At 68.9% G+C, this 20,722-nt stretch carries 27 protein-coding genes; 23 read left to right on the top strand and 4 right to left on the bottom strand.

The features are described from left to right. Positions 1-41: 41 nt before the first annotated feature. Positions 42-314, bottom strand: a complete 273-nt coding sequence (locus IE182_RS21950) for a hypothetical protein (protein ID WP_190111593.1) — start codon at positions 312-314, stop codon at positions 42-44. Between the two features lie 867 nt (positions 315-1,181). Between IE182_RS21950 and IE182_RS21945 the strand changes: the two genes are divergently transcribed. The 5 genes from IE182_RS21945 (at position 1,182) to tuf (ending at position 6,363) form a co-directional block, all read left to right on the top strand. After that, positions 1,182-1,649, top strand: coding sequence for a helix-turn-helix transcriptional regulator (locus IE182_RS21945; protein ID WP_190111592.1), 468 nt, complete (start codon positions 1,182-1,184; stop codon positions 1,647-1,649). A gap of 338 nt (positions 1,650-1,987) precedes the next feature. Further along, a complete protein-coding gene (rpsL, locus tag IE182_RS21940; protein ID WP_003948652.1) occupies positions 1,988-2,359 on the top strand; it encodes a 30S ribosomal protein S12 in 372 nt (123 codons plus the stop codon). 2 nt (positions 2,360-2,361) lie between these two features. Next, positions 2,362-2,832 carry a 30S ribosomal protein S7 gene (rpsG, locus tag IE182_RS21935; RefSeq protein ID WP_004950419.1) on the top strand — a complete coding sequence of 157 codons (471 nt, stop codon included), beginning with the start codon at positions 2,362-2,364 and terminating at the stop codon, positions 2,830-2,832. Positions 2,833-2,871: 39 nt separating this feature from the next. Continuing rightward, positions 2,872-4,995, top strand: coding sequence for an elongation factor G (fusA, locus tag IE182_RS21930; RefSeq protein WP_190111591.1), 2,124 nt, complete (start codon positions 2,872-2,874; stop codon positions 4,993-4,995). Between the two features lie 174 nt (positions 4,996-5,169). Next, positions 5,170-6,363, top strand: a complete 1,194-nt coding sequence (tuf, locus tag IE182_RS21925) for an elongation factor Tu (RefSeq protein ID WP_190111590.1) — start codon at positions 5,170-5,172, stop codon at positions 6,361-6,363. A gap of 102 nt (positions 6,364-6,465) precedes the next feature. On the opposite strand, the gene IE182_RS21920 is transcribed toward tuf, so the two are convergent. Further along, the gene (locus tag IE182_RS21920; RefSeq protein ID WP_190111589.1) at positions 6,466-7,323 is read right to left on the bottom strand and encodes a metallophosphoesterase family protein; all 858 of its coding nucleotides are present in this window, start codon (positions 7,321-7,323) and stop codon (positions 6,466-6,468) included. A gap of 106 nt (positions 7,324-7,429) precedes the next feature. Between IE182_RS21920 and IE182_RS21915 the strand changes: the two genes are divergently transcribed. Then, positions 7,430-8,863 carry an SDR family NAD(P)-dependent oxidoreductase gene (locus tag IE182_RS21915; RefSeq protein ID WP_190111588.1) on the top strand — a complete coding sequence of 478 codons (1,434 nt, stop codon included), beginning with the start codon at positions 7,430-7,432 and terminating at the stop codon, positions 8,861-8,863. Here the strand turns inward: IE182_RS21915 and IE182_RS21910 are convergent. Next, on the bottom strand, positions 8,823-9,827 hold the full coding sequence (locus tag IE182_RS21910; protein WP_229845008.1) for an ArsR/SmtB family transcription factor: 1,005 nt from the start codon (positions 9,825-9,827) through the stop codon (positions 8,823-8,825). The genes IE182_RS21915 and IE182_RS21910 overlap by 41 nt on opposite strands. Before the next feature lie 183 nt (positions 9,828-10,010). Then, positions 10,011-12,146, bottom strand: a complete 2,136-nt coding sequence (locus IE182_RS21905) for a PIG-L family deacetylase (protein WP_229845007.1) — start codon at positions 12,144-12,146, stop codon at positions 10,011-10,013. A 581-nt stretch (positions 12,147-12,727) separates the two neighbouring features. Here IE182_RS21905 and rpsJ point away from each other — a divergent pair. The 17 genes from rpsJ to rplF all read left to right on the top strand — a co-directional run bounded on the left by rpsJ (position 12,728) and on the right by rplF (position 20,720). Continuing rightward, positions 12,728-13,036 (top strand): 30S ribosomal protein S10, encoded by a 309-nt coding sequence (gene rpsJ, locus IE182_RS21900; RefSeq protein ID WP_003948644.1) that lies wholly within the window; start codon positions 12,728-12,730, stop codon positions 13,034-13,036. 13 nt (positions 13,037-13,049) lie between these two features. Further along, positions 13,050-13,694, top strand: coding sequence for a 50S ribosomal protein L3 (gene rplC, locus IE182_RS21895; RefSeq protein WP_058942728.1), 645 nt, complete (start codon positions 13,050-13,052; stop codon positions 13,692-13,694). An 8-nt stretch (positions 13,695-13,702) separates the two neighbouring features. Next, positions 13,703-14,353 carry a 50S ribosomal protein L4 gene (gene rplD, locus IE182_RS21890; RefSeq protein WP_190111587.1) on the top strand — a complete coding sequence of 217 codons (651 nt, stop codon included), beginning with the start codon at positions 13,703-13,705 and terminating at the stop codon, positions 14,351-14,353. Continuing rightward, entirely contained in the window at positions 14,353-14,676 is a 324-nt protein-coding gene (rplW, locus tag IE182_RS21885; RefSeq protein ID WP_058046827.1) for a 50S ribosomal protein L23, read from the top strand. Before rplD ends, rplW begins: the two co-directional genes overlap by 1 nt. Positions 14,677-14,717: 41 nt before the next feature. Next, complete coding sequence (gene rplB, locus IE182_RS21880; protein WP_071964544.1) at positions 14,718-15,554, top strand: 50S ribosomal protein L2; 837 nt, start codon at positions 14,718-14,720, stop codon at positions 15,552-15,554. Between the two features lie 12 nt (positions 15,555-15,566). Next, a complete protein-coding gene (gene rpsS, locus IE182_RS21875) occupies positions 15,567-15,848 on the top strand; it encodes a 30S ribosomal protein S19 (RefSeq protein WP_004950443.1) in 282 nt (93 codons plus the stop codon). A 42-nt stretch (positions 15,849-15,890) separates the two neighbouring features. After that, a complete protein-coding gene (gene rplV, locus IE182_RS21870; RefSeq protein WP_031012097.1) occupies positions 15,891-16,238 on the top strand; it encodes a 50S ribosomal protein L22 in 348 nt (115 codons plus the stop codon). Continuing rightward, positions 16,238-17,056, top strand: coding sequence for a 30S ribosomal protein S3 (gene rpsC / locus IE182_RS21865; protein ID WP_071964543.1), 819 nt, complete (start codon positions 16,238-16,240; stop codon positions 17,054-17,056). Before rplV ends, rpsC begins: the two co-directional genes overlap by 1 nt. Before the next feature lie 5 nt (positions 17,057-17,061). Continuing rightward, entirely contained in the window at positions 17,062-17,481 is a 420-nt protein-coding gene (rplP, locus tag IE182_RS21860; protein ID WP_106677952.1) for a 50S ribosomal protein L16, read from the top strand. Continuing rightward, a complete protein-coding gene (gene rpmC, locus IE182_RS21855) occupies positions 17,481-17,705 on the top strand; it encodes a 50S ribosomal protein L29 (RefSeq protein WP_030368408.1) in 225 nt (74 codons plus the stop codon). The genes rplP and rpmC overlap by 1 nt, the downstream gene beginning before the upstream one ends. Beyond that, positions 17,705-17,986, top strand: coding sequence for a 30S ribosomal protein S17 (rpsQ, locus tag IE182_RS21850; protein ID WP_086567292.1), 282 nt, complete (start codon positions 17,705-17,707; stop codon positions 17,984-17,986). The genes rpmC and rpsQ overlap by 1 nt, the downstream gene beginning before the upstream one ends. Before the next feature lie 118 nt (positions 17,987-18,104). Continuing rightward, complete coding sequence (gene rplN / locus IE182_RS21845; RefSeq protein ID WP_087927567.1) at positions 18,105-18,473, top strand: 50S ribosomal protein L14; 369 nt, start codon at positions 18,105-18,107, stop codon at positions 18,471-18,473. A 3-nt stretch (positions 18,474-18,476) separates the two neighbouring features. Then, positions 18,477-18,800 (top strand): 50S ribosomal protein L24, encoded by a 324-nt coding sequence (rplX, locus tag IE182_RS21840; RefSeq protein ID WP_030368405.1) that lies wholly within the window; start codon positions 18,477-18,479, stop codon positions 18,798-18,800. Next, on the top strand, positions 18,800-19,360 hold the full coding sequence (gene rplE / locus IE182_RS21835; protein ID WP_086567288.1) for a 50S ribosomal protein L5: 561 nt from the start codon (positions 18,800-18,802) through the stop codon (positions 19,358-19,360). Before rplX ends, rplE begins: the two co-directional genes overlap by 1 nt. 5 nt (positions 19,361-19,365) lie before the next feature. After that, a complete protein-coding gene (locus IE182_RS21830; RefSeq protein WP_071964550.1) occupies positions 19,366-19,551 on the top strand; it encodes a type Z 30S ribosomal protein S14 in 186 nt (61 codons plus the stop codon). A 209-nt stretch (positions 19,552-19,760) separates the two neighbouring features. After that, entirely contained in the window at positions 19,761-20,159 is a 399-nt protein-coding gene (gene rpsH / locus IE182_RS21825) for a 30S ribosomal protein S8 (protein ID WP_058046822.1), read from the top strand. Positions 20,160-20,180: 21 nt separating this feature from the next. Then, complete coding sequence (gene rplF / locus IE182_RS21820; protein ID WP_190111586.1) at positions 20,181-20,720, top strand: 50S ribosomal protein L6; 540 nt, start codon at positions 20,181-20,183, stop codon at positions 20,718-20,720. The last annotated feature ends 2 nt before the right edge of the window (positions 20,721-20,722 follow it).

The following is a 20,722-nucleotide window of genomic DNA, read 5'->3' as shown; positions in this document are numbered from 1 at the left end:
ATCAGGGGTGGCCGCCCTGCGGCGTTTCACGGCGTCCGTGCTCAGCGCGAGGCCAGCTGGAGGGCCGCCACGACGACTCCGGCAAGGGCCGTCAGGGTGGCCACGCTCGCCAGCGGCCGGCGGTGGCGCTCCAGGGCGTCGAGCCGGGCCTCGTGGTCGGCCAGCTGCTTGTCGGTCTGGTCGCTGCGCTGCACGACGAGCAGGGCGAGCGAGCCGTCGACGCGGGCGAAGCCCGCCTCCATGGTGCCGCGCAGCCGCTCCAGCTCCAGGGCGACCGCGGCGGGGGCGGTGCGGTCCGTGTCGGATTCCCTCATGCGCGGCCCCGGTCGGCAGCGCAGTCCCCGTGCTCGTCGTCGCAGGCGGCAGGGACTCCCGTCCGTCACGCGCGGTGAGGGCGGCAACGGCCCGGCGGGGCGGCCCGGGCCCGTCGGTGCGCAGCCAGGGGGGCAGCAGGATCTGTACGGCCGGCACGGCCATGACGCGGGTGAGCGCGCCGGCCGCCAGCCGGCGCCACTCGGCGCGGACCCTTGCGTGGCGGTGCCGGGCGTCCGTGCGGCAGGCGCAGGCCGGGTCCTCGCAGCGGCAGCCGGGGTTCACGCAGAGCACGGTCTCGCGGTGCGGGAAGACCCGCAGTGACACCGAGTCGCAGTGCGGGCAGCGGCCGCGCACGCGCACCGGCGTCTCGGCGTCGCCGAGGGAGCAGCGGCGGGCCATGCGGTGGGCCTCGGCCCGTACGTGCTCGGCCAGGTCCGGGTCGGCGGTGATGCGGTCCAGCGCCGCGATCAGGCGGGTCAGGCGCGCCAGTCGGCGGGGCGGCGGCGGGCTGCGGTGGGGTGCGGAGAGGCGGAGGCGGGTGCGCGGAGCGCTGGATCGGGCATGGGCGGGTCGGGTCCCTCTCGGGCACGGGCGTGGACGGTCGCCCCGGGTTGCGGAGGGCCGGGGCGTGTGCGTGGCGTACGGGCACCGGTTGTTGCGGTGGCGCAATGAACGGTCCGCAGCGTGCTGGCGCGAGCGCAACAAAAGTCGCAGATGTATCCCCTGCCACGCCGGGCACCCCCTGTTCACCGGCCAAAGGACGAGAAATTACCCATCGGCCCTAGCCGGTTGCGCCCGCGCGCAGCATTCTGGTTATTGCGTGCGCGAACGGACGGTAGCGTTTCTGCTGCGGAGGGAGCAGTGCTATGGGCGGAAAAGGCTCGGAGACGGAGCGATTCGCGGGCTGGGTCGAGGGTCTGATGCGGGAGCGCGGTTACGACATCGACAGCCCGCGCGGCGGCGGACGGTCGCGGCTCGCGGAGGACGCCGGCGTGCACCGCGCGGCGGTGACCCGGCTGCTGCAGCGGCAGAGCCTGCCCGACCTGGAGACGATGCGCGCCCTGGCGCGCGTGCTCGGCGTGTCGCTGCGCGACATGCTCATCCAGTCCGGGAAGGTGACGGCGGAGGACCTGCCGCTGCCCGACGCGGCGCGCCCGGGCGTGTCGCACCGAAGCGACGGCCCGGTGACCCCCGGTGAGGCGGCCGACGCGCTCGGCATCCCCGACAGCTACCGTCGGCAGTTCGTGGAGATGACCGAAATGATCCTGGCGGTCAGCGGGGCCCGGCCGGAGGAGCCCCGGAGCACCCATCGGGGTGTATCCACCGGGCGCTAGGCGCGCGGGCGGGCCGGGGCGAGGCCCGGTGGGGCCGCCCTGAGCTGCGACATATCCAGCACATCGGGGTGTCCTCCGCGTGTGCATTTGTTTTGACCGCAGCCCATGCGGTAGGTACGCTCTGACCTTGTGCCTGGGGTGTCCCTGGGCTCTCGTGCGTGCCTTCAAACCGTACGAGGGGCCCGGAGCCGAGCGGTTCTCAACGCTCGGAGACGCCGAAATCTGCACCAATCCGCCCTCGGCGGAGGTCTGCAGTCTTCGACACGCCCGACCGCGTGGGTCGGCCGTCGCTCCCAGGTTAGTTTTATCGTGATCGGCACACAGAAACCGGAGAAACGGTGCCTACGATCCAGCAGCTGGTCCGGAAGGGCCGGCAGGACAAGGTCGAGAAGAACAAGACGCCCGCACTTGAGGGTTCGCCCCAGCGCCGTGGCGTCTGCACGCGTGTTTTCACGACCACCCCGAAGAAGCCGAACTCGGCGCTCCGCAAGGTCGCGCGTGTCCGCCTGACCAGCGGCATCGAGGTCACCGCTTACATTCCGGGTGAGGGCCACAACCTGCAGGAGCACTCCATCGTGCTCGTGCGCGGCGGCCGTGTGAAGGACCTGCCGGGCGTTCGCTACAAGATCATCCGTGGCTCGCTCGACACCCAGGGCGTCAAGAACCGCAAGCAGGCTCGCAGCCGCTACGGCGCCAAGAAGGAGAAGTAAGAATGCCTCGTAAGGGCCCCGCCCCGAAGCGCCCGGTCATCATCGACCCGGTCTACGGCTCTCCTCTTGTCACCTCGCTGATCAACAAGATCCTGCTGCACGGCAAGCGCTCCACCGCTGAGCGCATCGTGTACGGCGCCATGGAGGGTCTGCGCGAGAAGACCGGTAACGACCCGGTCATCACCCTCAAGCGTGCCCTCGAGAACGTCAAGCCGGCTCTTGAGGTCAAGTCCCGCCGTGTCGGTGGCGCCACCTACCAGGTGCCGGTCGAGGTCCGTCCGGGCCGCGCCTCCACCCTGGCGCTGCGCTGGCTGGTCGGTTACTCCCGCGCCCGTCGCGAGAAGACCATGACCGAGCGCCTCATGAACGAGCTGCTGGACGCCTCGAACGGTCTCGGCGCCTCGGTCAAGAAGCGTGAGGACACGCACAAGATGGCCGAGTCCAACAAGGCCTTCGCGCACTACCGCTGGTAGTCGCTACCCCCATCGAGAACCGAGAGAAGACTGAGCCATATGGCCACCACTTCGCTTGACCTGGCCAAGGTCCGCAACATCGGGATCATGGCCCACATCGACGCGGGCAAGACGACCACCACCGAGCGGATCCTGTTCTACACCGGCGTTTCGTACAAGATCGGTGAAGTCCACGACGGCGCTGCCACGATGGACTGGATGGAGCAGGAGCAGGAGCGCGGCATCACGATCACGTCTGCCGCGACGACCTGCCACTGGCCGCTCGACAACGTCGACCACACCATCAACATCATCGACACCCCGGGTCACGTCGACTTCACCGTCGAGGTGGAGCGCTCCCTGCGCGTGCTCGACGGTGCCGTGACGGTGTTCGACGGCGTTGCCGGTGTCGAGCCCCAGTCCGAGACCGTTTGGCGTCAGGCGGACCGCTACGGCGTGCCGCGCATCTGCTTCGTCAACAAGCTGGACCGTACGGGTGCCGAGTTCCACCGCTGCGTCGACATGATCGTCGACCGCCTGGGCGCGGTTCCGCTGGTCATGCAGCTGCCGATCGGCACCGAGGCCGACTTCAAGGGCGTGGTCGACCTCGTCCAGATGAAGGCTCTGGTCTGGTCCGCCGAGGCCGCCAAGGGCGAGATGTACGACGTCGTCGACATCCCGGACACGCACATCGAGGCTGCCGAGGAATGGCGCGGCAAGCTCCTCGAGGGCGTTGCCGAGAACGACGAAGAGATGATGGAGCTCTTCCTCGAGGGCCAGGAGCCCACCGAGGAGCAGCTGATGGCGGCCATCCGCCGCATCACTCTCGCCTCCAAGGGCGGCGGCGACTCCGTCACCGTCACCCCGGTGTTCTGTGGCACCGCGTTCAAGAACAAGGGCGTCCAGCCCCTGCTCGACGCGGTCGTGCGCTACCTGCCGTCGCCGCTCGACATCGAGGCCGTTGAGGGCCACGCGGTCAACAACGCCGACGAGGTCGTCAAGCGCAAGCCGTCCGACGACGAGCCGTTCGCCGGTCTTGCCTTCAAGATCATGAGCGACCCGCACCTCGGCAAGCTCACCTTCGTCCGGGTTTACTCGGGCCGCATGGAGGCCGGCACCCAGGTGCAGAACTCCGTGAAGGGCAAGAAGGAGCGCATCGGCAAGATCTACCGGATGCACGCGAACAAGCGTGAGGAGATCGACTCGGTGGGTGCCGGTGACATCGTCGCCGTCATGGGTCTGAAGCAGACCACCACCGGTGAGACCCTCTGCGACGCCGCGAAGCCGGTCATCCTCGAGTCGATGGACTTCCCGGCCCCGGTGATCCAGGTCGCCATCGAGCCGAAGTCCAAGGGCGACCAGGAGAAGCTGGGTGTCGCCATCCAGCGCCTGGCCGAGGAGGACCCGTCCTTCCAGGTCCACACGGACGAGGAGACGGGCCAGACCATCATCGCGGGTATGGGCGAGCTGCACCTCGACGTGCTGGTCGACCGTATGAAGCGTGAGTTCAAGGTCGAGGCCAACGTCGGCAAGCCGCAGGTCGCGTACCGCGAGACGATCCGCAAGGCCGTCGAGCGCATCGACTACACGCACAAGAAGCAGACTGGTGGTTCCGGCCAGTTCGCCAAGGTGCAGATCGCGATCGAGCCCCTCGAGGGCGACGGTTACGAGTTCGAGAACAAGGTCACCGGTGGCCGCATCCCGCGGGAGTACATCCCGTCCGTGGACGCCGGTTGCCAGGAGGCCATGGAGTTCGGTGTTCTGGCCGGCTACCCGCTGACCGGCGTCAAGGTGACGCTGCTCGACGGTGCCTACCACGACGTCGACTCCTCGGAGCTCGCGTTCAAGATCGCCGGTTCCATGGCGTTCAAGGAGGGTGCTCGCAAGGCGTCGCCGGCTCTGCTGGAGCCGATGATGTCGGTCGAGGTCACCACCCCCGAGGACTACATGGGCGACGTGATCGGCGACATCAACTCCCGCCGTGGCCAGATCCAGGCCATGGAGGACCGCCACGGCGCCAAGCTCGTCAAGGGCCTGGTTCCGCTGTCGGAGATGTTCGGCTACGTCGGAGACCTCCGCAGCAAGACGTCGGGTCGCGCAAGCTACTCGATGCAGTTCGACTCCTACGCCGAGGTTCCGCGGAACGTCGCCGAGGAGATCATCGCGAAGGCCAAGGGCGAGTAAGGGGCTCTCGTCTCCACAGACGAGGCTCACGCCTTAGGCTTGACACCGACTGTCGGGGCATACCGCCGCAAACCGTGAGGATTGCGGCGGGTGCCCCGGTGGACGGCACCCCAGCAAAGATCCCTGGCGCCGACCGAATCTAGGCGTACAGAACCACTCCACAGGAGGACCCCAGTGGCGAAGGCGAAGTTCGAGCGGACTAAGCCGCACGTCAACATCGGCACCATCGGTCACGTCGACCACGGTAAGACCACTCTTACCGCGGCGATCACCAAGGTGCTGCACGACGCGTACCCGGACCTGAACCCCTTCACGCCGTTCGACGAGATCGACAAGGCGCCCGAGGAGCGTCAGCGCGGTATCACGATCTCGATCGCGCACGTCGAGTACCAGACCGAGCAGCGTCACTACGCCCACGTTGACTGCCCGGGTCACGCGGACTACATCAAGAACATGATCACCGGTGCCGCCCAGATGGACGGCGCGATCCTCGTGGTCGCCGCGACCGACGGTCCGATGCCGCAGACCAAGGAGCACGTGCTCCTGGCCCGCCAGTCCGGTGTGCCGAAGATCGTTGTCGCCCTGAACAAGGCCGACATGGTCGAGGACGAGGAGATCCTGGAGCTCGTCGAGCTCGAGGTCCGTGAGCTCCTCAACGAGTACGAGTTCGACGGCGACGACGCTCCGGTCGTCCGCGTCTCCGCGCTGAAGGCGCTGGAGGGCGACAAGGAGTGGGGCGAGAAGCTCCTCGGCCTCATGGCCGCGGTTGACGAGTTCATCCCGCAGCCGGCTCGTGACACCGACAAGCCGTTCCTGATGCCGATCGAGGACGTCTTCACGATCACCGGTCGTGGCACCGTCGTCACCGGTCGTATCGAGCGTGGTGTCCTGAAGGTCAACGAGACCGTCGACATCATCGGCATCAAGACCGAGAAGACCACCACCACGGTCACCGGCATCGAGATGTTCCGCAAGCTGCTCGACGAGGGCCAGGCCGGTGAGAACGTCGGTCTGCTGCTCCGCGGCATCAAGCGCGAGGACGTCGAGCGCGGCCAGTGCATCATCAAGCCGGGTTCGGTCACCCCGCACACCGAGTTCGAGGCCACGGCGTACATCCTCTCCAAGGACGAGGGCGGCCGCCACACCCCGTTCTTCAACAACTACCGTCCGCAGTTCTACTTCCGTACGACTGACGTGACCGGTGTTGTGACCCTCAAGGAGGGCACGGAGATGGTCATGCCCGGCGACAACGCCGAGATGCACGTCTCCCTGATCCAGCCCGTCGCCATGGAGGAGAACCTCCGCTTCACCATCCGCGAGGGTGGTCGCACGGTCGGCGCCGGCCAGGTCACCAAGATCGTCAAGTAAGTCCTCTTACTTGCAGGTCTGAGAGGGCCCCGCACATCCTCGGATGTGCGGGGCCCTCTCGCTTTCTCCCCGCCCGCTCGCCTTTCGCGGCCCCGCCGCAGGTCAGCGGGTGTACGGCAGGATCTGCCGCAGCAGCCCCTTCGGGTGGCCGCGCCGCCGCCACTCCCTCGGATAGCCGATGGAGACCTCCTCGAAGCGGACCCCGTCGTGGAAGGTCGTGCGCGGGATGTGCAGATGACCGTAGACCACGGCCGCGGTGGTGAACCGCGTGTGCCAGTCCCGCGTCAGCACCGTCCCGCACCACTGGGCGAACTCCTGGTACGTCATGATCTCGGTGGGCTCGCGCACCAGCGGCCAGTGGCTGACCAGCACCAGCGGCAGCGACGGGTCGTGCGCGGCCAGCCTGGCCTCGGTCGCCGCCACCCGCGCCCGGCACCAGTCGTCGATGCCCGCGTAGGGCTCGGGGTGCAGCAGGAACTCGTCCGTGCACACGATGCCCGCCTCATGGGCCTGCGCCAGCGACTCCTCCTTGGTGGCCGCCGTCGGGGTGCGGAACGTGTAGTCGTAGAGCGTGAACAGCGGCGCGACCGCCACCGGCCCGCCCTCGCCCTCCCACACCGGCCACGGGTCCTCCGGCGTCACCACGCCCAGCCCCCGGCACAGCTTCACCAGGTGCTCGTAGCGGGCCTCGCCCCGCAGGTCCACCGGATCCGTGCGCGGCGTCCACAGCTCGTGGTTGCCCGGCGCCCACACCACCTTGGCGAAGCGGCCGGCCAGCAGGGCCAGCGTGCGCTCGACGTCCTCGAAGCGCTCGGCCACGTCACCGGCCACGATGAGCCAGTCCTCGTCGGTGACGGGCCGCAGTGACTCGGCGATGGGCACGTTGTCGGCCATGCCGGTGTGCAGGTCGCTGACGGCCAGGAGCCGTCGGCCGGGGGTGGGCGTAATCGGCTGCTGCATCGAATCCCAGACTCGCGGTCGGCTATTGGTGGTGCGCGGTACGGAACTTACGGTAGGCCCTGGTGCCCGGCGTGCGACGGGCATATTCATCACACCGGAGGACAGGGTGCCGACCGAGGAGTTCACCTACACGACCAGCTGGCGACCGGCCCCCCTGCCCGGGGGAGCGGGCACCGTCCCGCCGGGTCCGGTGCTGATCGTCCACACCCCCGCCGGCCGCCCCCTGGCCGACGCCCTCGCCGCCCGCCACCGACCCGACGAGGTGTTACGCCGCGAACTGGCCCCCCACCGCCGGGAGTCGGCTCCCCTGCCCACCGTGCCGCGCACCGTCTACTTCCTCGCCGGGGAGCACCCGGGAGCCCCCGGCGGCGCCCTCGACACCGCGGCCCTGGAGCGGGCCGAGGAGCAGGGCGTACGGGCCCTCTTCCGCTGCGCCCGCGACCTGCTCGTCCCGGTGGCCGCCACCCGTCCCGTGGACTGGCGGATCGTCACCCACGACGCCTGGCCCGTCGCCGGCACCCCCGTCACCAACCCCGCCGCCGCCTCCCTCGCCGGCCTGGCCCGCGTCCTGGAGAGCGAGCACCGGCACTGGAGCGCCCCCGTCCTCGACCTGGGCCTCGGCGGGCGGCTGCCGGCCGAGGCCGACCCGGCCCTGCCGCACCTCGCCGCCCTCATCGCCGCCGAACCGGCCGTACGCGGCGCCCACGCCGCCCACCGCGGCGGCGTCCGCCACGTCCCGGCACCGCACCCGGTCACCCTGCCCGCCCCGGCCGCGGCCCGCCTCCGCGCCGGCGGCACCTACGTCATCGCCGGCGGGGCGGGCGGCATCGGCCTGGAGACGGCCCGCCTCCTGGCCCGCGACCACGACGCCCGGGTGGTCCTGCTCGGCCGCTCCGACCCCGGCGAGGAGCTCCGCCGCCGGATCGCCGAGGCCGACCCCGATGGCAGGCACCTGCTCCACCTGCGGTCGGACGCCGGCGACCCGGAGAGCCTGCGCGCGGCCCTGCGGAGCGTGCACGCCCGCCTCGGGCCCGTCCACGGGGTGATCCACTCGGCGCTCTCCCACACCCCCGGCCTCGTCCGCGGCCTGGACGAAGCGGTGCTGCGCGACAGCCTCGCCGCCAAGAGCCGCATCAGCGTGGCGCTGGCGGAGGTCTTCGCCGCCGAGCCGCTGGACTTCCTCGTCTTCTTCTCCTCCGTCCAGTCCCTCCTGGGCGATGCGGGGCTGGCCGGCTACGCGGCCGGATCGGCGTTCCAGGACAGCTACGCCCACGCCCTCGACCAACTGCTGCCGTTCCCCGTACGGGTCGTCGACTGGGGCTGGTGGGGCACGGTGGGCGCCGCGTCCCACGCCGCCGTCCGCCGGCGGGCCCTGAGCCAGGGCTTTCGGTCCATCGCTCCGCACGAGGGCTTCGCGACCGTGCTGCGCACCCTGGCCGGCCGGCCCGTACAGGTGCTGGCGGTGCCCGGCGAGGACGTCCTGCTCGACCGGCTGGGGCTCACCCCGCGGCGTCGGGAGCAACCAGCCGTCGCCCGTTGAGCAGCTCCCGGCCCAGGAAGCTGAGCGTGTGGTACGCCCGGCCGTTGGCCCGGTGGGTGGTGATCAGGCCCGCGTCGCGCAGGACCGTGGCGTGGTGGCTGGCGGTCGCCATGGCGATGCGCACCCGGCGGGCCAGCTCGCTGGTGGTGCAGCCGCGGGCGGTGGCCTCCAGCACCTCGGCCCGGGTGCGGCCGAGCAGCGCGGCCAGCGGCGGCTCGCCGCGCGCCCGGCGGTCGCCGTGGACGTCGAGCAGCCACGCGGGGTCGTGGACGATCGGGTAGACGAGCACCGGCGGGAGCAGGGGATCACGCAGCACGGTGGGGGCGCGCCAGCAAAAGAAGGAGGGCACGAGCCGAAGCCCGCGCCCCTCCAGGTAGACGTCCTCGGTGGTCCCCGGGATCGCCACTTCCAGTACGGGTGGGTTCCAGCGGACCGCCGGATGCAGGGTGGCCAGCAGGTGCTCGCCGCCGCTGTGCAGGATCGACTGGGAGCGCACGGCCCGGTCGGCGGAGATGTGCTCGCTCAGCTTGCCGAGGTAGGGCCGGACGGCCAGGTCGTGGAAGGCGGTGATGCCGTCGCCGAGGGCCCGCAGGGGAGCGGCCTCACCGGCGGCGAGGGCGCGCACGAAGTGCAGGTCGCGCCGGTCCGGGGCGAGCAGCTCCAGATCGTGGCGCAGCTGGCCGCGGGGCAGCGAGAGCATGGCGTCCAGACCGCTCTCCAGCCCCTCGGCCGCCTCGGGCGGGGTGAGGAAGTCGGGGGAGTAGCCCCGGGGCGGCGCCAGGGCGAGGAGCCGGCGCATGGGGTCGGTCAGCGCGCTGCGCACCCGGTTGCGCCACTCGCCGAAGATCAGGGGCCCCTGGCCCGTCTGGACCATGTGGGCGGCCAGCAGCGTCTCCCACAGCAGGTCGGGCTCCGCGGAGACCCGGATGCGGCCGAGGTCGACGCCGGTGAAGTGAATGCGCACGGTCTGCCCCTGCCCCTCCGCGGCACGGCCTGAACGTGGGAGCGGCCGGAGAGTCGCCGGGGAGAAGCCTCCCCGGCCATTTTCCGGAAGCCGGCCCTCAGCCCCCCGGAGCCCGGCCTCAGACCCCCGAGCCCGGCCCTCAGCCCTCGGATCCCGGCCCTCAGCCCCCCCGGAGCCCGGGCCTCAGACCCCCGAGCCGGGGGCCGGACGCCAGAGCCAGGGGGTCGCGTCCGGGCCCAGGCCCACGGCGCACGGCCGCTGGCTCGCGTCCGTGACCAGCGAGGACGTGCCCAGCGGCAGGACGGCGTGGGACGGCCGTACGGGTGAGTCGCCGGCGTCGGCGTCGACGAGCTGTATCTCGCCGCGCAGCGAGCGGCCCAGCACCAGCAGGGAGTCCCGGCCGCCGCGCCGGGGCACGGTGGTCGCCGCGAGGGCGCCGTATCCGGTGAAGGAGCGCAGCCCCGCGCCCCCGGTCCGGCTGACCTTGGCGCCGTCCGGTTCCAGCCGGTAGCCGGTGGGCTCGGCGGCGGTGGGGGTGCGGTAGAGCACCGTCAGTGCCCCGTCCGGGCCGAGGGCCGCGCCGATCTGGTCGCCGCCGGGGCCGGGCAGCCCGTCGAGGGGCATGTGGCGCACCGGCTTGCCGGGCGCCTCCTGGCTCCAGTGGTGGACGGTGTCGCGGCCGGCACCGAAGACGTGGACGCGCTGCCGGTCGTCCAGGGCCACGGTGAGGCCCTCCTGGATCTCCTGGCCGTGCAGGCTCTGCCACTTCCCCCACTTCCCGTCGGCCTCGCGCACGCGGCTGGAGAGGCCCTTGCCGGCGTTGCGGACGAAGAGGTGGACCCGGCCGTCGGGGGTGGCGACGGCGGCGGGCAGGCCCACGCGGCGGCCGCGCTCGGTCTTCCGCTCGGGATTGCCGAGGCCCCGCCAGCCCTGGAAGGGGCCGCCGGGGGAGCGCTGCTCCAGGACGACGATCTCGCGGCTGTTGGCGCGGCCCTGGCCTTCGAGGGAGGAGAAGCGCAGGGCGAAGAGCAGCCGGCGGCCCTTGGCGTCCTTGACGGCCGCCAGCGAGGGCGCGAGGGGCCCGCCGCCGAGGTTCTGCGGCCGGCCCCAGCGGCCGCTGCCGGGGGAGGTCTCCTGCCAGCGCACGGCCTGCAGGCCGAGCACGCCGAACGCCTCCAGCCGGCCGGCGCGGTCGCTGTCGGCGACGGCCACGGCGCCGGGGTAGCGGTAGTGGGTGGAGCGGATCCAGCCCTTGCGGTTCTCCAGCGGGCGGTTGCCGCCCTGGCCGTAGTCGCCGCAGCCGGCGGCGTTGCCGCACTCCCAGGACGGGTCGCCGCCGTAGGCGGTGACGAGGCGGTGCTTGTCCTCCACGATCTGCTGCGGGAGGTTGTGCGGCCAGCGCTGGTTGTAGTACCCGCGGAACGCGTTCACGGCGAAGCGCGGCGGGTGTCCCTCGCGCCGGGTGGCGTCCGCGACCCACTGGTCGAGCGCCTTCCAGGTGAAGAGGGCAGTGGGGGTGTGGTCGCGGTGGTCCGAGCACGCCCCGTAGTCGTTGTCCTTGGGGTGGGTGGCGTCGTGGACCTGGTAGTCGGGGTCGGGGTCCATCGTGTGGACCACGGTCGGCCGGAACTTCGTCATGATCGCGGCGAGCACGTCCACCAGGGTGTTGTGCCGGTAGGTGCTCACGCTGGTGCAGGGCGAGCCCGCGGAGACCATGGAGTGCATGACGGCGTACGGGCGGTCCCACAGCTGGGGCATCCGGGTGTTGCCGGTGGAGAGCATGGCGATGTTGAGGAAGATCAGCCGGACTCTGCGGTGCCCGTTGGCGAGCTCGTCGGTCTCCGCCCGGACACCACCCGGAAGGTCCATGACGGACTTCTTCCAAGGGGTGAACTTGTCCTTGCCGATCATCTCGGCGTAAGCCTGGCGCAGGCCCTGCTGGCGGGCCGAGGAGTAGCCGGCCTTGTCGGCCCTGGGGTGGGGCATGCCCGGGATCCAGTTCTGCCCGACGGCCTCGCCGGCGGTGACGTAGACCGAGACGACGGGGACGCCCGCGTCGACCAGGCGCTGGGCGTCGGGGTTCATGAAGAACAGGTCGTCGTCGGGGTGCGCCATGACCTGCAGCAGGAGGGCGTTCCCGGCCGTGTCGAAGGACCGCATGGCGCTGGGGTCGACGGAACCCATGGCCTGGGGGGACGATGTGACCCGGTCCGCGCTGCCGGAGGCCCTGCTGCACCCGGCCGCGGTGAGCGCCGTGGTGGCGGCGATGCCGGTGAGCACGGCCCGGCGCGGGATGCCCCTGCGCTGTGAGATCTTCAACTAAGCGACTCCGTCCCGTCGTGCAGCGCGCAGTCTCCGGCTGCCCCAGCGTGATGAGGGACGGCCGGGGCTCCCCAGGGGTTGCCCCGGCCCTCGTCACAGCATGCCGGGGAGTGATGCTGCCGTGACACCGGGCCGCCGGCGACCACAGTGTCCCGTATGTCGGCGGGGTGGTTTGACAAGTGAGCCGGTAGGGGTACGGTCTTCGGCCGCGATTGGACCCCCTTCCGGGGTGTATGGCACACTGTTCAGGTTGCTCGGTTGAGTGCCGATGCTGCGCGCCTCCCGCCGGGAGGACTGGAAGCGAGTCCCGCAGTACTCGTCGTCCCTTATAAGGGGCGGAAGTACGGGAATCTTCCGGGAAGTGTCAGCGGGGCCCCAGCCAGGCGCTCGGTGGGTGCTTTTCCCCCACGAACCCCTTGAGCAGGGAATTTCCTTTGGGAAATTTTGCTGGAAGGGGCGCGACACGCCCGACCGCGTGGGTCGGAGGTGGAGCGGAGAACGGCAGCGTTCCGGGAGGTTTCCGGGCCGCGGCTCACCGAGTCCCAGAGCGTTACGAGAGACAGGACTACTGAGTAGCCATGGCGGGACAGAAGATCCGCATCCGGCTCAAGGCCTACGACCACGAGGTCATCGACTCCTCGGCGAAGAAGATCGTCGAGACGGTGACCCGCACTGGTGCGTCGGTCGCGGGCCCGGTGCCGCTGCCCACTGAGAAGAACGTGTACTGCGTCATCAAGTCGCCGCACAAGTACAAGGACTCGCGCGAGCACTTCGAGATGCGCACGCACAAGCGCCTCATCGACATCCTCGACCCCACGCCGAAGACGGTTGACTCGCTCATGCGCCTCGACCTGCCGGCGGGCGTCGACATCGAGATCAAGCTCTGAGGTGACGCGCGAGATGGCTAAGAACATTAAGGGCGTCCTGGGCGAGAAGCTCGGCATGACCCAGGTCTGGGACGAGAACAACCGTGTCGTCCCGGTGACCGTCGTCAAGGCCGGGCCCTGCGTCGTTACCCAGGTCCGCACCAACGACATCGACGGCTACGAGTCGGTCCAGATCGCCTTCGGCGAGATCGACCCGCGCAAGGTGAACAAGCCCCTCAAGGGTCACTTCGCCAAGGCCGACGTCACCCCGCGCCGCCACCTGGTGGAGCTGCGTACCGCTGACGCCAGCGAGTACACGCTCGGCCAGGAGATCACCGCTGCCGTGTTCGAGTCCGGCGTCAAGGTTGACGTCACGGGCAAGAGCAAGGGCAAGGGCTTCGCCGGTGTCATGAAGCGTCACAACTTCAAGGGCCTCGGCGCCGGTCACGGCACCCAGCGCAAGCACCGCTCGCCCGGTTCCATCGGTGGCTGCGCCACCCCGGGCCGTGTGTTCAAGGGCCTCCGCATGGCGGGCCGCATGGGCAACGAGCGGGTCACCACCCAGAACCTGACCGTCCACGCCGTTGACGCGGAGAAGGGCCTGCTCCTGATCAAGGGTGCGGTTCCTGGTCCGAACGGCGGCCTCGTCCTGGTCCGTACCGCGGCCAAGGGGGCCTGAGGTAACCGATGAGCACCATTGACATCCTTTCGCCGGCAGGCGACAAGGCCGGGACCGTCGAGCTCCCCGCGGAGATCTTCGACGCGAAGGTCAGCGTTCCGCTGATCCACCAGGTCGTCGTCGCGCAGCTGGCCGCTGCCCGTCAGGGCACGCACAAGACCAAGACCCGTGGCGAGGTCCGTGGTGGTGGCAAGAAGCCTTACCGCCAGAAGGGCACCGGTCGCGCCCGTCAGGGTTCGACCCGCGCGCCGCAGTTCGCCGGTGGTGGCGTCGTGCACGGTCCCGTGCCGCGTGACTACTCGCAGCGCACCCCCAAGAAGATGAAGGCCGCCGCCCTGCGCGGTGCCCTCTCCGACCGGGCGCGCCACAGCCGTATCCACGTCGTCACCGGCGTGGTCGACGGCGCGGTGTCCACCAAGGCCGCCAAGACCCTGCTCGGCAAGATCTCGGAGCGCAAGAACCTGCTCCTGGTCGCCGACCGGTCCGACGAGGCCGCGTGGCTGTCCGCCCGCAACCTGCCCCAGGTGCACATCCTGGAGCCGGGCCAGCTGAACACGTACGACGTGCTCGTCTCCGACGACGTGGTCTTCACCCAGGCCGCCTTCGAGTCCTTCGTGTCTGGCCCCAAGGCCGCTGAGACCGAAGGGAGCGTGGCCTGATGACTGAGGCCGTCGTCACCAGCAAGACCTTCTCGGACCCGCGCGACCTGCTGGTCAAGCCGGTTGTCTCGGAGAAGAGCTACGCGCTGCTGGACGAGAACAAGTACACGTTCATCGTCGACCCGCGCGCCAACAAGACCCAGATCAAGCAGGCCGTCGAGGCGGTCTTCTCGGTCAAGGTCACCGGGGTCAACACGATCAACCGTCAGGGTAAGCGCAAGCGCACCAAGACCGGTTTCGGCAAGCGCGCCAACACCAAGCGCGCCATCGTGACCCTCGCCGAGGGCGACCGTATCGACATCTTCGGCGGCCCGGTCTCCTAACCAGGAGTCCGAGTCGTCCGGAATCGGACGAGGACTGAGAAATGGGTATCCGCAAGTACAAGCCGACGACCCCGGGCCGTCGTGGCTCCAGCGTCGCCGACTTCGTCGAGATCACGCGGTCCACGCCGGAGAAGTCGCTGGTCCGCCCGCTGCACAGCAAGGGTGGCCGTAACAACACCGGTCGCGTGACCGTCCGCCACCAGGGTGGCGGCCACAAGCGCGCCTACCGCGTGATCGACTTCCGTCGTCACGACAAGGACGGCGTGCCGGCCAAGGTCGCTCACATCGAGTACGACCCGAACCGCACCGCGCGCATCGCGCTCCTGCACTACGCAGACGGCGAGAAGCGCTACATCATCGCCCCGGCGAAGCTCAGCCAGGGTGACCGGGTTGAGAACGGCCCCACGGCCGACATCAAGCCGGGCAACAACCTCCCGCTGCGCAACATCCCGGTCGGTACCACGATCCACGCGATCGAGCTCCGTCCCGGTGGTGGCGCCAAGTTCGCCCGCTCGGCCGGTTCGTCCGTCCAGCTGCTGGCGAAGGAGGGCGCTTACGCCCACCTGCGCATGCCGTCCGGCGAGGTCCGCCTGGTCGACGTCCGCTGCCGCGCCACTGTCGGCGAGGTCGGCAACGCCGAGCAGTCGAACATCAACTGGGGCAAGGCCGGCCGTATGCGCTGGAAGGGCGTTCGCCCGACCGTCCGCGGTGTCGCGATGAACCCGGTTGACCACCCGCACGGTGGTGGTGAGGGCAAGACCTCCGGTGGTCGCCACCCGGTCTCCCCGTGGGGTCAGAAGGAGGGTCGTACTCGTTCTCCCAAGAAGGCGAGCAACAAGTACATCGTCCGCCGCCGCAAGACGAACAAGAAGCGCTAGGAGCGGGTTTAGATGCCGCGTAGTCTCAAGAAGGGACCCTTCGTCGACGGACACCTCATCAAGAAGGTGGACGCTCAGAACGAAGCCGGTACCAAGAACGTCATCAAGACCTGGTCCCGTCGCTCCATGATCGTGCCGGCCATGCTCGGCCACACGCTCGCGGTGCACAACGGCAAGACGCACGTCCCGGTGTTCGTCACCGAGTCGATGGTCGGCCACAAGCTCGGCGAGTTCTCGCCGACCCGCACCTTCCGCGGCCACGTCAAGGACGACCGCAAGTCGAAGCGCCGCTAAGGCGGGGTGTGAACGACTATGACTGACACCGAAGGGACAACCATGGAAGCCAGGGCCCAGGCGCGGTACATCCGCGTCACGCCCATGAAGGCCCGCCGCGTGGTGGACCTCATCCGTGGCATGGATGCCACGGAGGCTCAGGCGGTCCTGCGTTTCGCCCCGCAGGCCGCGAGCGTGCCGGTGGGCAAGGTGCTGGACAGCGCCATTGCCAACGCCGCGCACAACTACGACCACACGGACGCTTCGTCGCTGTACATCAGCGAGGCGTTCGTGGACGAGGGCCCGACCCTGAAGCGGTTCCGTCCGCGTGCTCAGGGCCGTGCCTACCGGATCCGCAAGCGGACCAGCCACATCACCGTGGTCGTCAGCAGCAAGGAAGGAACCCGGTAATGGGCCAGAAGGTTAACCCGCACGGGTTCCGGCTCGGCATCACCACGGACTTCAAGTCCCGCTGGTACGCCGACAAGCTGTACAAGGACTACGTCAAGGAAGACGTTGCCATTCGTCGCATGATGACGAAGGGCATGGAGCGCGCCGGTATCTCGAAGGTTGAGATCGAGCGCACCCGCGACCGCGTCCGCGTTGACATCCACACCGCCCGCCCGGGCATCGTCATCGGCCGCCGTGGCGCCGAGGCCGACCGCATCCGTGGCGAGCTGGAGAAGCTGACCGGCAAGCAGGTCCAGCTGAACATCCTCGAGGTCAAGAACCCCGAGGTCGACGCTCAGCTGGTGGCCCAGGCCGTCGCCGAGCAGCTGTCCTCCCGCGTCTCCTTCCGTCGCGCCATGCGTAAGAGCATGCAGTCGACGATGAAGGCCGGCGCCAAGGGCATCAAGATCCAGTGCGGTGGCCGTCTCGGCGGCGCCGAGATGTCCCGCTCGGAGTTCTACCGCGAGGGCCGTGTGCCCCTGCACACGCTCCGCGCGAACGTCGACTACGGCTTCTTCGAGGCCAAGACCACCTTCGGCCGCATCGGCGTGAAGGTCTGGATCTACAAGGGCGACGTCAAGAACATCGCCGAGGTCCGCGCCGAGAACGCCGCTGCGCGTGCGGGCAACCGCCCGTCCCGTGGCGCCGGCGACCGCCCGGCCCGTGGTGGCCGTGGTGGCGAGCGTGGCGGCCGCGGCCGCAAGCCGCAGCAGGCTGCCGAGGCCCCCAAGGCCGAGGCCACCGCTGCTCCGGCTGAGTCCACCGGAACGGAGGCCTGACCGACATGCTGATCCCTCGCAGGGTCAAGCACCGCAAGCAGCACCACCCCAAGCGGAACGGCATGGCCAAGGGTGGCACCGAGCTCGCCTTCGGTGAGTACGGCATCCAGGCCCTGACCCCGGCCTACGTGACGAACCGGCAGATCGAGTCCGCTCGTATCGCCATGACCCGTCACATCAAGCGTGGCGGCAAGGTGTGGATCAACATCTACCCGGACCGTCCGCTGACGAAGAAGCCGGCCGAGACCCGCATGGGTTCCGGTAAGGGTTCTCCGGAGTGGTGGATCGCGAACGTCAAGCCCGGTCGGGTGATGTTCGAGCTGTCTTTCCCGAACGAAAAGGTCGCTCGTGAGGCGCTGACCCGCGCCGCTCACAAGCTTCCGATGAAGTGCCGCATTGTTCGGCGCGAGGCAGGTGAGTCGTGATGGCCGCTGGTATCAAGGCGACCGAGCTGCGTGAGCTGAACGACGAGGACCTCGTCGCGAAGCTCCGTGAGGCCAAGGAAGAGCTGTTCAACCTCCGCTTCCAGGCGGCGACCGGGCAGCTTGAGAACCACGGTCGGCTCAAGTCCGTCCGTAAGGACATCGCCCGGATCTACACCCTGATGCGCGAGCGTGAGCTGGGCATCGAGACGGTGGAGAGCGCCTGATGAGCGAGAAGAATGTGACTGAGACGAACGAGCGCGGTTTCCGCAAGACCCGTGAGGGTCTCGTCGTCAGCGACAAGATGGACAAGACCGTCGTCGTCGCCGTCGAGGACCGCGTCAAGCACGCGCTGTACGGCAAGGTCATCCGCCGTACGAACAAGCTCAAGGCGCACGACGAGCAGAACGCTGCCGGCGTCGGCGACCGCGTCCTCCTGATGGAGACGCGTCCGCTGTCGGCGTCCAAGCGCTGGCGCGTCGTCGAGATCCTCGAGAAGGCCAAGTAATTCCTGAGGGGAATTCCCCTCGGGCTAGTTCCGCCAGGCTCGGCGCGGGGCTCCCGCCGCTTCCGGAAGGAAGCGTCGGGGCCCCCGCCGGGAACCGGCAGACGATCAGGAGATAGACGTGATCCAGCAGGAGTCGCGACTTCGCGTCGCCGACAACACTGGTGCCAAGGAGATCCTTTGCATCCGTGTTCTCGGTGGCTCGGGTCGCCGCTACGCGGGCATCGGTGACGTCATCGTCGCCACCGTGAAGGACGCGATCCCCGGCGGCAACGTGAAGAAGGGTGACGTCGTCAAGGCCGTCATCGTTCGCACCGTCAAGGAGCGCCGCCGTCCGGACGGCTCGTACATCCGCTTCGACGAGAACGCGGCCGTCATCCTCAAGAACGACGGTGACCCCCGCGGCACCCGTATCTTCGGCCCCGTGGGCCGAGAGCTGCGCGAGAAGAAGTTCATGAAGATCGTCTCGCTCGCGCCGGAGGTGCTGTAACCGATGAAGATCAAGAAGGGCGACCTGGTTCAGGTCATCACCGGTAAGGACAAGGGCAAGCAGGGCAAGGTCATCGTGGCCATGCCCAGCGAGAACCGCGTCCTCGTCGAGGGTGTCAACCGGGTCAAGAAGCACACCAAGGCCGGCCAGACCGCTCGTGGTTCGCAGACCGGCGGCATCGTCACGACCGAGGCCCCCATCCACGTGAGCAACGTTCAGCTCGTCGTGGAGAAGGACGGCAAGAAGGTCGTCACGCGAGTCGGTTACCGCTTCGACGAGAACGGCAACAAGATCCGCGTTGCCAAGCGCACCGGTGAGGACATCTGATGACTGCCACCACCAACGCGCCGCGTCTCAAGCTGCGCTACCGCGAAGAGATCGTCGGCAAGCTGCGTGAGGAGTTCTCCTACGAGAACATCATGCAGGTTCCCGGCCTGACCAAGATCGTGGTCAACATGGGTGTGGGCGACGCCGCCCGCGACTCCAAGCTGATCGAGGGCGCCATCCGCGACCTCACCACGATCACCGGCCAGAAGCCCGCCGTCACCAAGGCTCGCAAGTCCATCGCGCAGTTCAAGCTGCGTGAGGGCCAGCCGATCGGCGCCCACGTCACCCTCCGTGGTGACCGCATGTGGGAGTTCCTGGACCGCACCCTGTCGCTCGCGCTCCCGCGCATCCGCGACTTCCGTGGTCTGTCCCCGAAGCAGTTCGACGGTCGGGGCAACTACACCTTCGGTCTCACGGAGCAGGTCATGTTCCACGAGATCGACCAGGACAAGATCGACCGTGTCCGGGGTATGGACATCACCGTGGTGACCACGGCGACCAACGACGACGAGGGCCGTGCCCTCCTTCGTCACCTCGGCTTCCCCTTCAAGGAGGCGTGACCGAGATGGCGAAGAAGTCTCTGATCGCGAAGGCCGCGCGCAAGCCCAAGTTCGCGGTCCGTGCGTACACCCGTTGCAACCGCTGCGGCCGTCCGCACTCCGTGTACCGCAAGTTCGGCCTCTGCCGCGTGTGCCTTCGTGAGATGGCTCACCGTGGCGAGCTGCCGGGCGTGACCAAGAGCTCCTGGTAACAACCCACTTGGGTTGACCAGGGCTCTCGGTAAGCATCAAGGACGGTGGGGCCCAGTCCTTCACTCGCGTAGAGTTGAAGGGTTGGGCGCCCGCCGCCCATGACCGTCTTACTACGCCGTAGGTCCCCGCGCCGCACCCGCTCCGACTCAGTTCGGGGAGAGGGATGGCGCACATAGGAAACCCCGGCGAGAGAGGCCGAAGGCCAAACATGACCATGACCGATCCGATCGCAGACATGCTGACCCGTCTGCGGAACGCGAACTCGGCTTACCACGACTCCGTGGCCATGCCCCACAGCAAGATCAAGGCGCACATCGCCGAGATCCTGCAGCAGGAGGGCTACATCGCCGGCTGGAAGGTCGAGGACGCCGAGGTCGGCAAGTCCCTCGTCATCGACCTGAAGTTCGGTCCGAACCGTGAGCGCTCCATCGCGGGCATCAAGCGGATTTCGAAGCCGGGCCTCCGGGTCTACGCAAAGTCCACCAACCTGCCGAAGGTCCTCGGCGGCCTGGGCGTGGCGATCATCTCCACGTCCCACGGTCTCCTGACCGGCCAGCAGGCCAGCAAGAAGGGCGTGGGTGGGGAAGTCCTCGCCTACGTCTGGTAATCGGGAACGGAGGAAAAGCTAATGTCGCGTATTGGCAAGCTGCCCATCCAGGTTCCCGCTGGTGTGGACGTCACCATCGATGGCCGTGACGTGCAGGTGAAGGGTCCCAAGGGCACCCTGAACCTGACCATCTCCGCGCCCATCGAGATCGCCAAGGGCGAGGACGGCGTTCTGAACGTCACCCGTCCCAACGACGAGCGTCAGAACAAGGCCCTGCACGGCCTGTCCCGCACGCTGGTGGCGAACATGATCACCGGCGTGACCCAGGGCTACAGCAAGGCTCTTGAGATCAGCGGTGTCGGTTACCGCGTCCAGGCGAAGGGCTCCAACCTGGAGTTCTCCCTGGGCTACAGCCACCCGATCCTGATCGAGGCCCCCGAGGGCATCACCTTCAAGGTCGAGTCGCCCACCAAGCTCAGTGTCGAGGGCATCGACAAGCAGAAGGTCGGCGAGGTTGCCGCCAACATCCGCAAGCTTCGCAAGCCCGACCCCTACAAGGCCAAGGGCGTGAAGTACGCGGGCGAGGTCATCCGCCGCAAGGTCGGAAAGGCTGGTAAGTAAGC

The organism is Streptomyces cinnamoneus, from assembly GCF_014650495.1.
Taxonomy (GTDB): Bacteria; Actinomycetota; Actinomycetes; order Streptomycetales; family Streptomycetaceae; genus Streptomyces; species Streptomyces cinnamoneus.
This window is presented reverse-complemented; position numbering and strand designations above follow the sequence as displayed.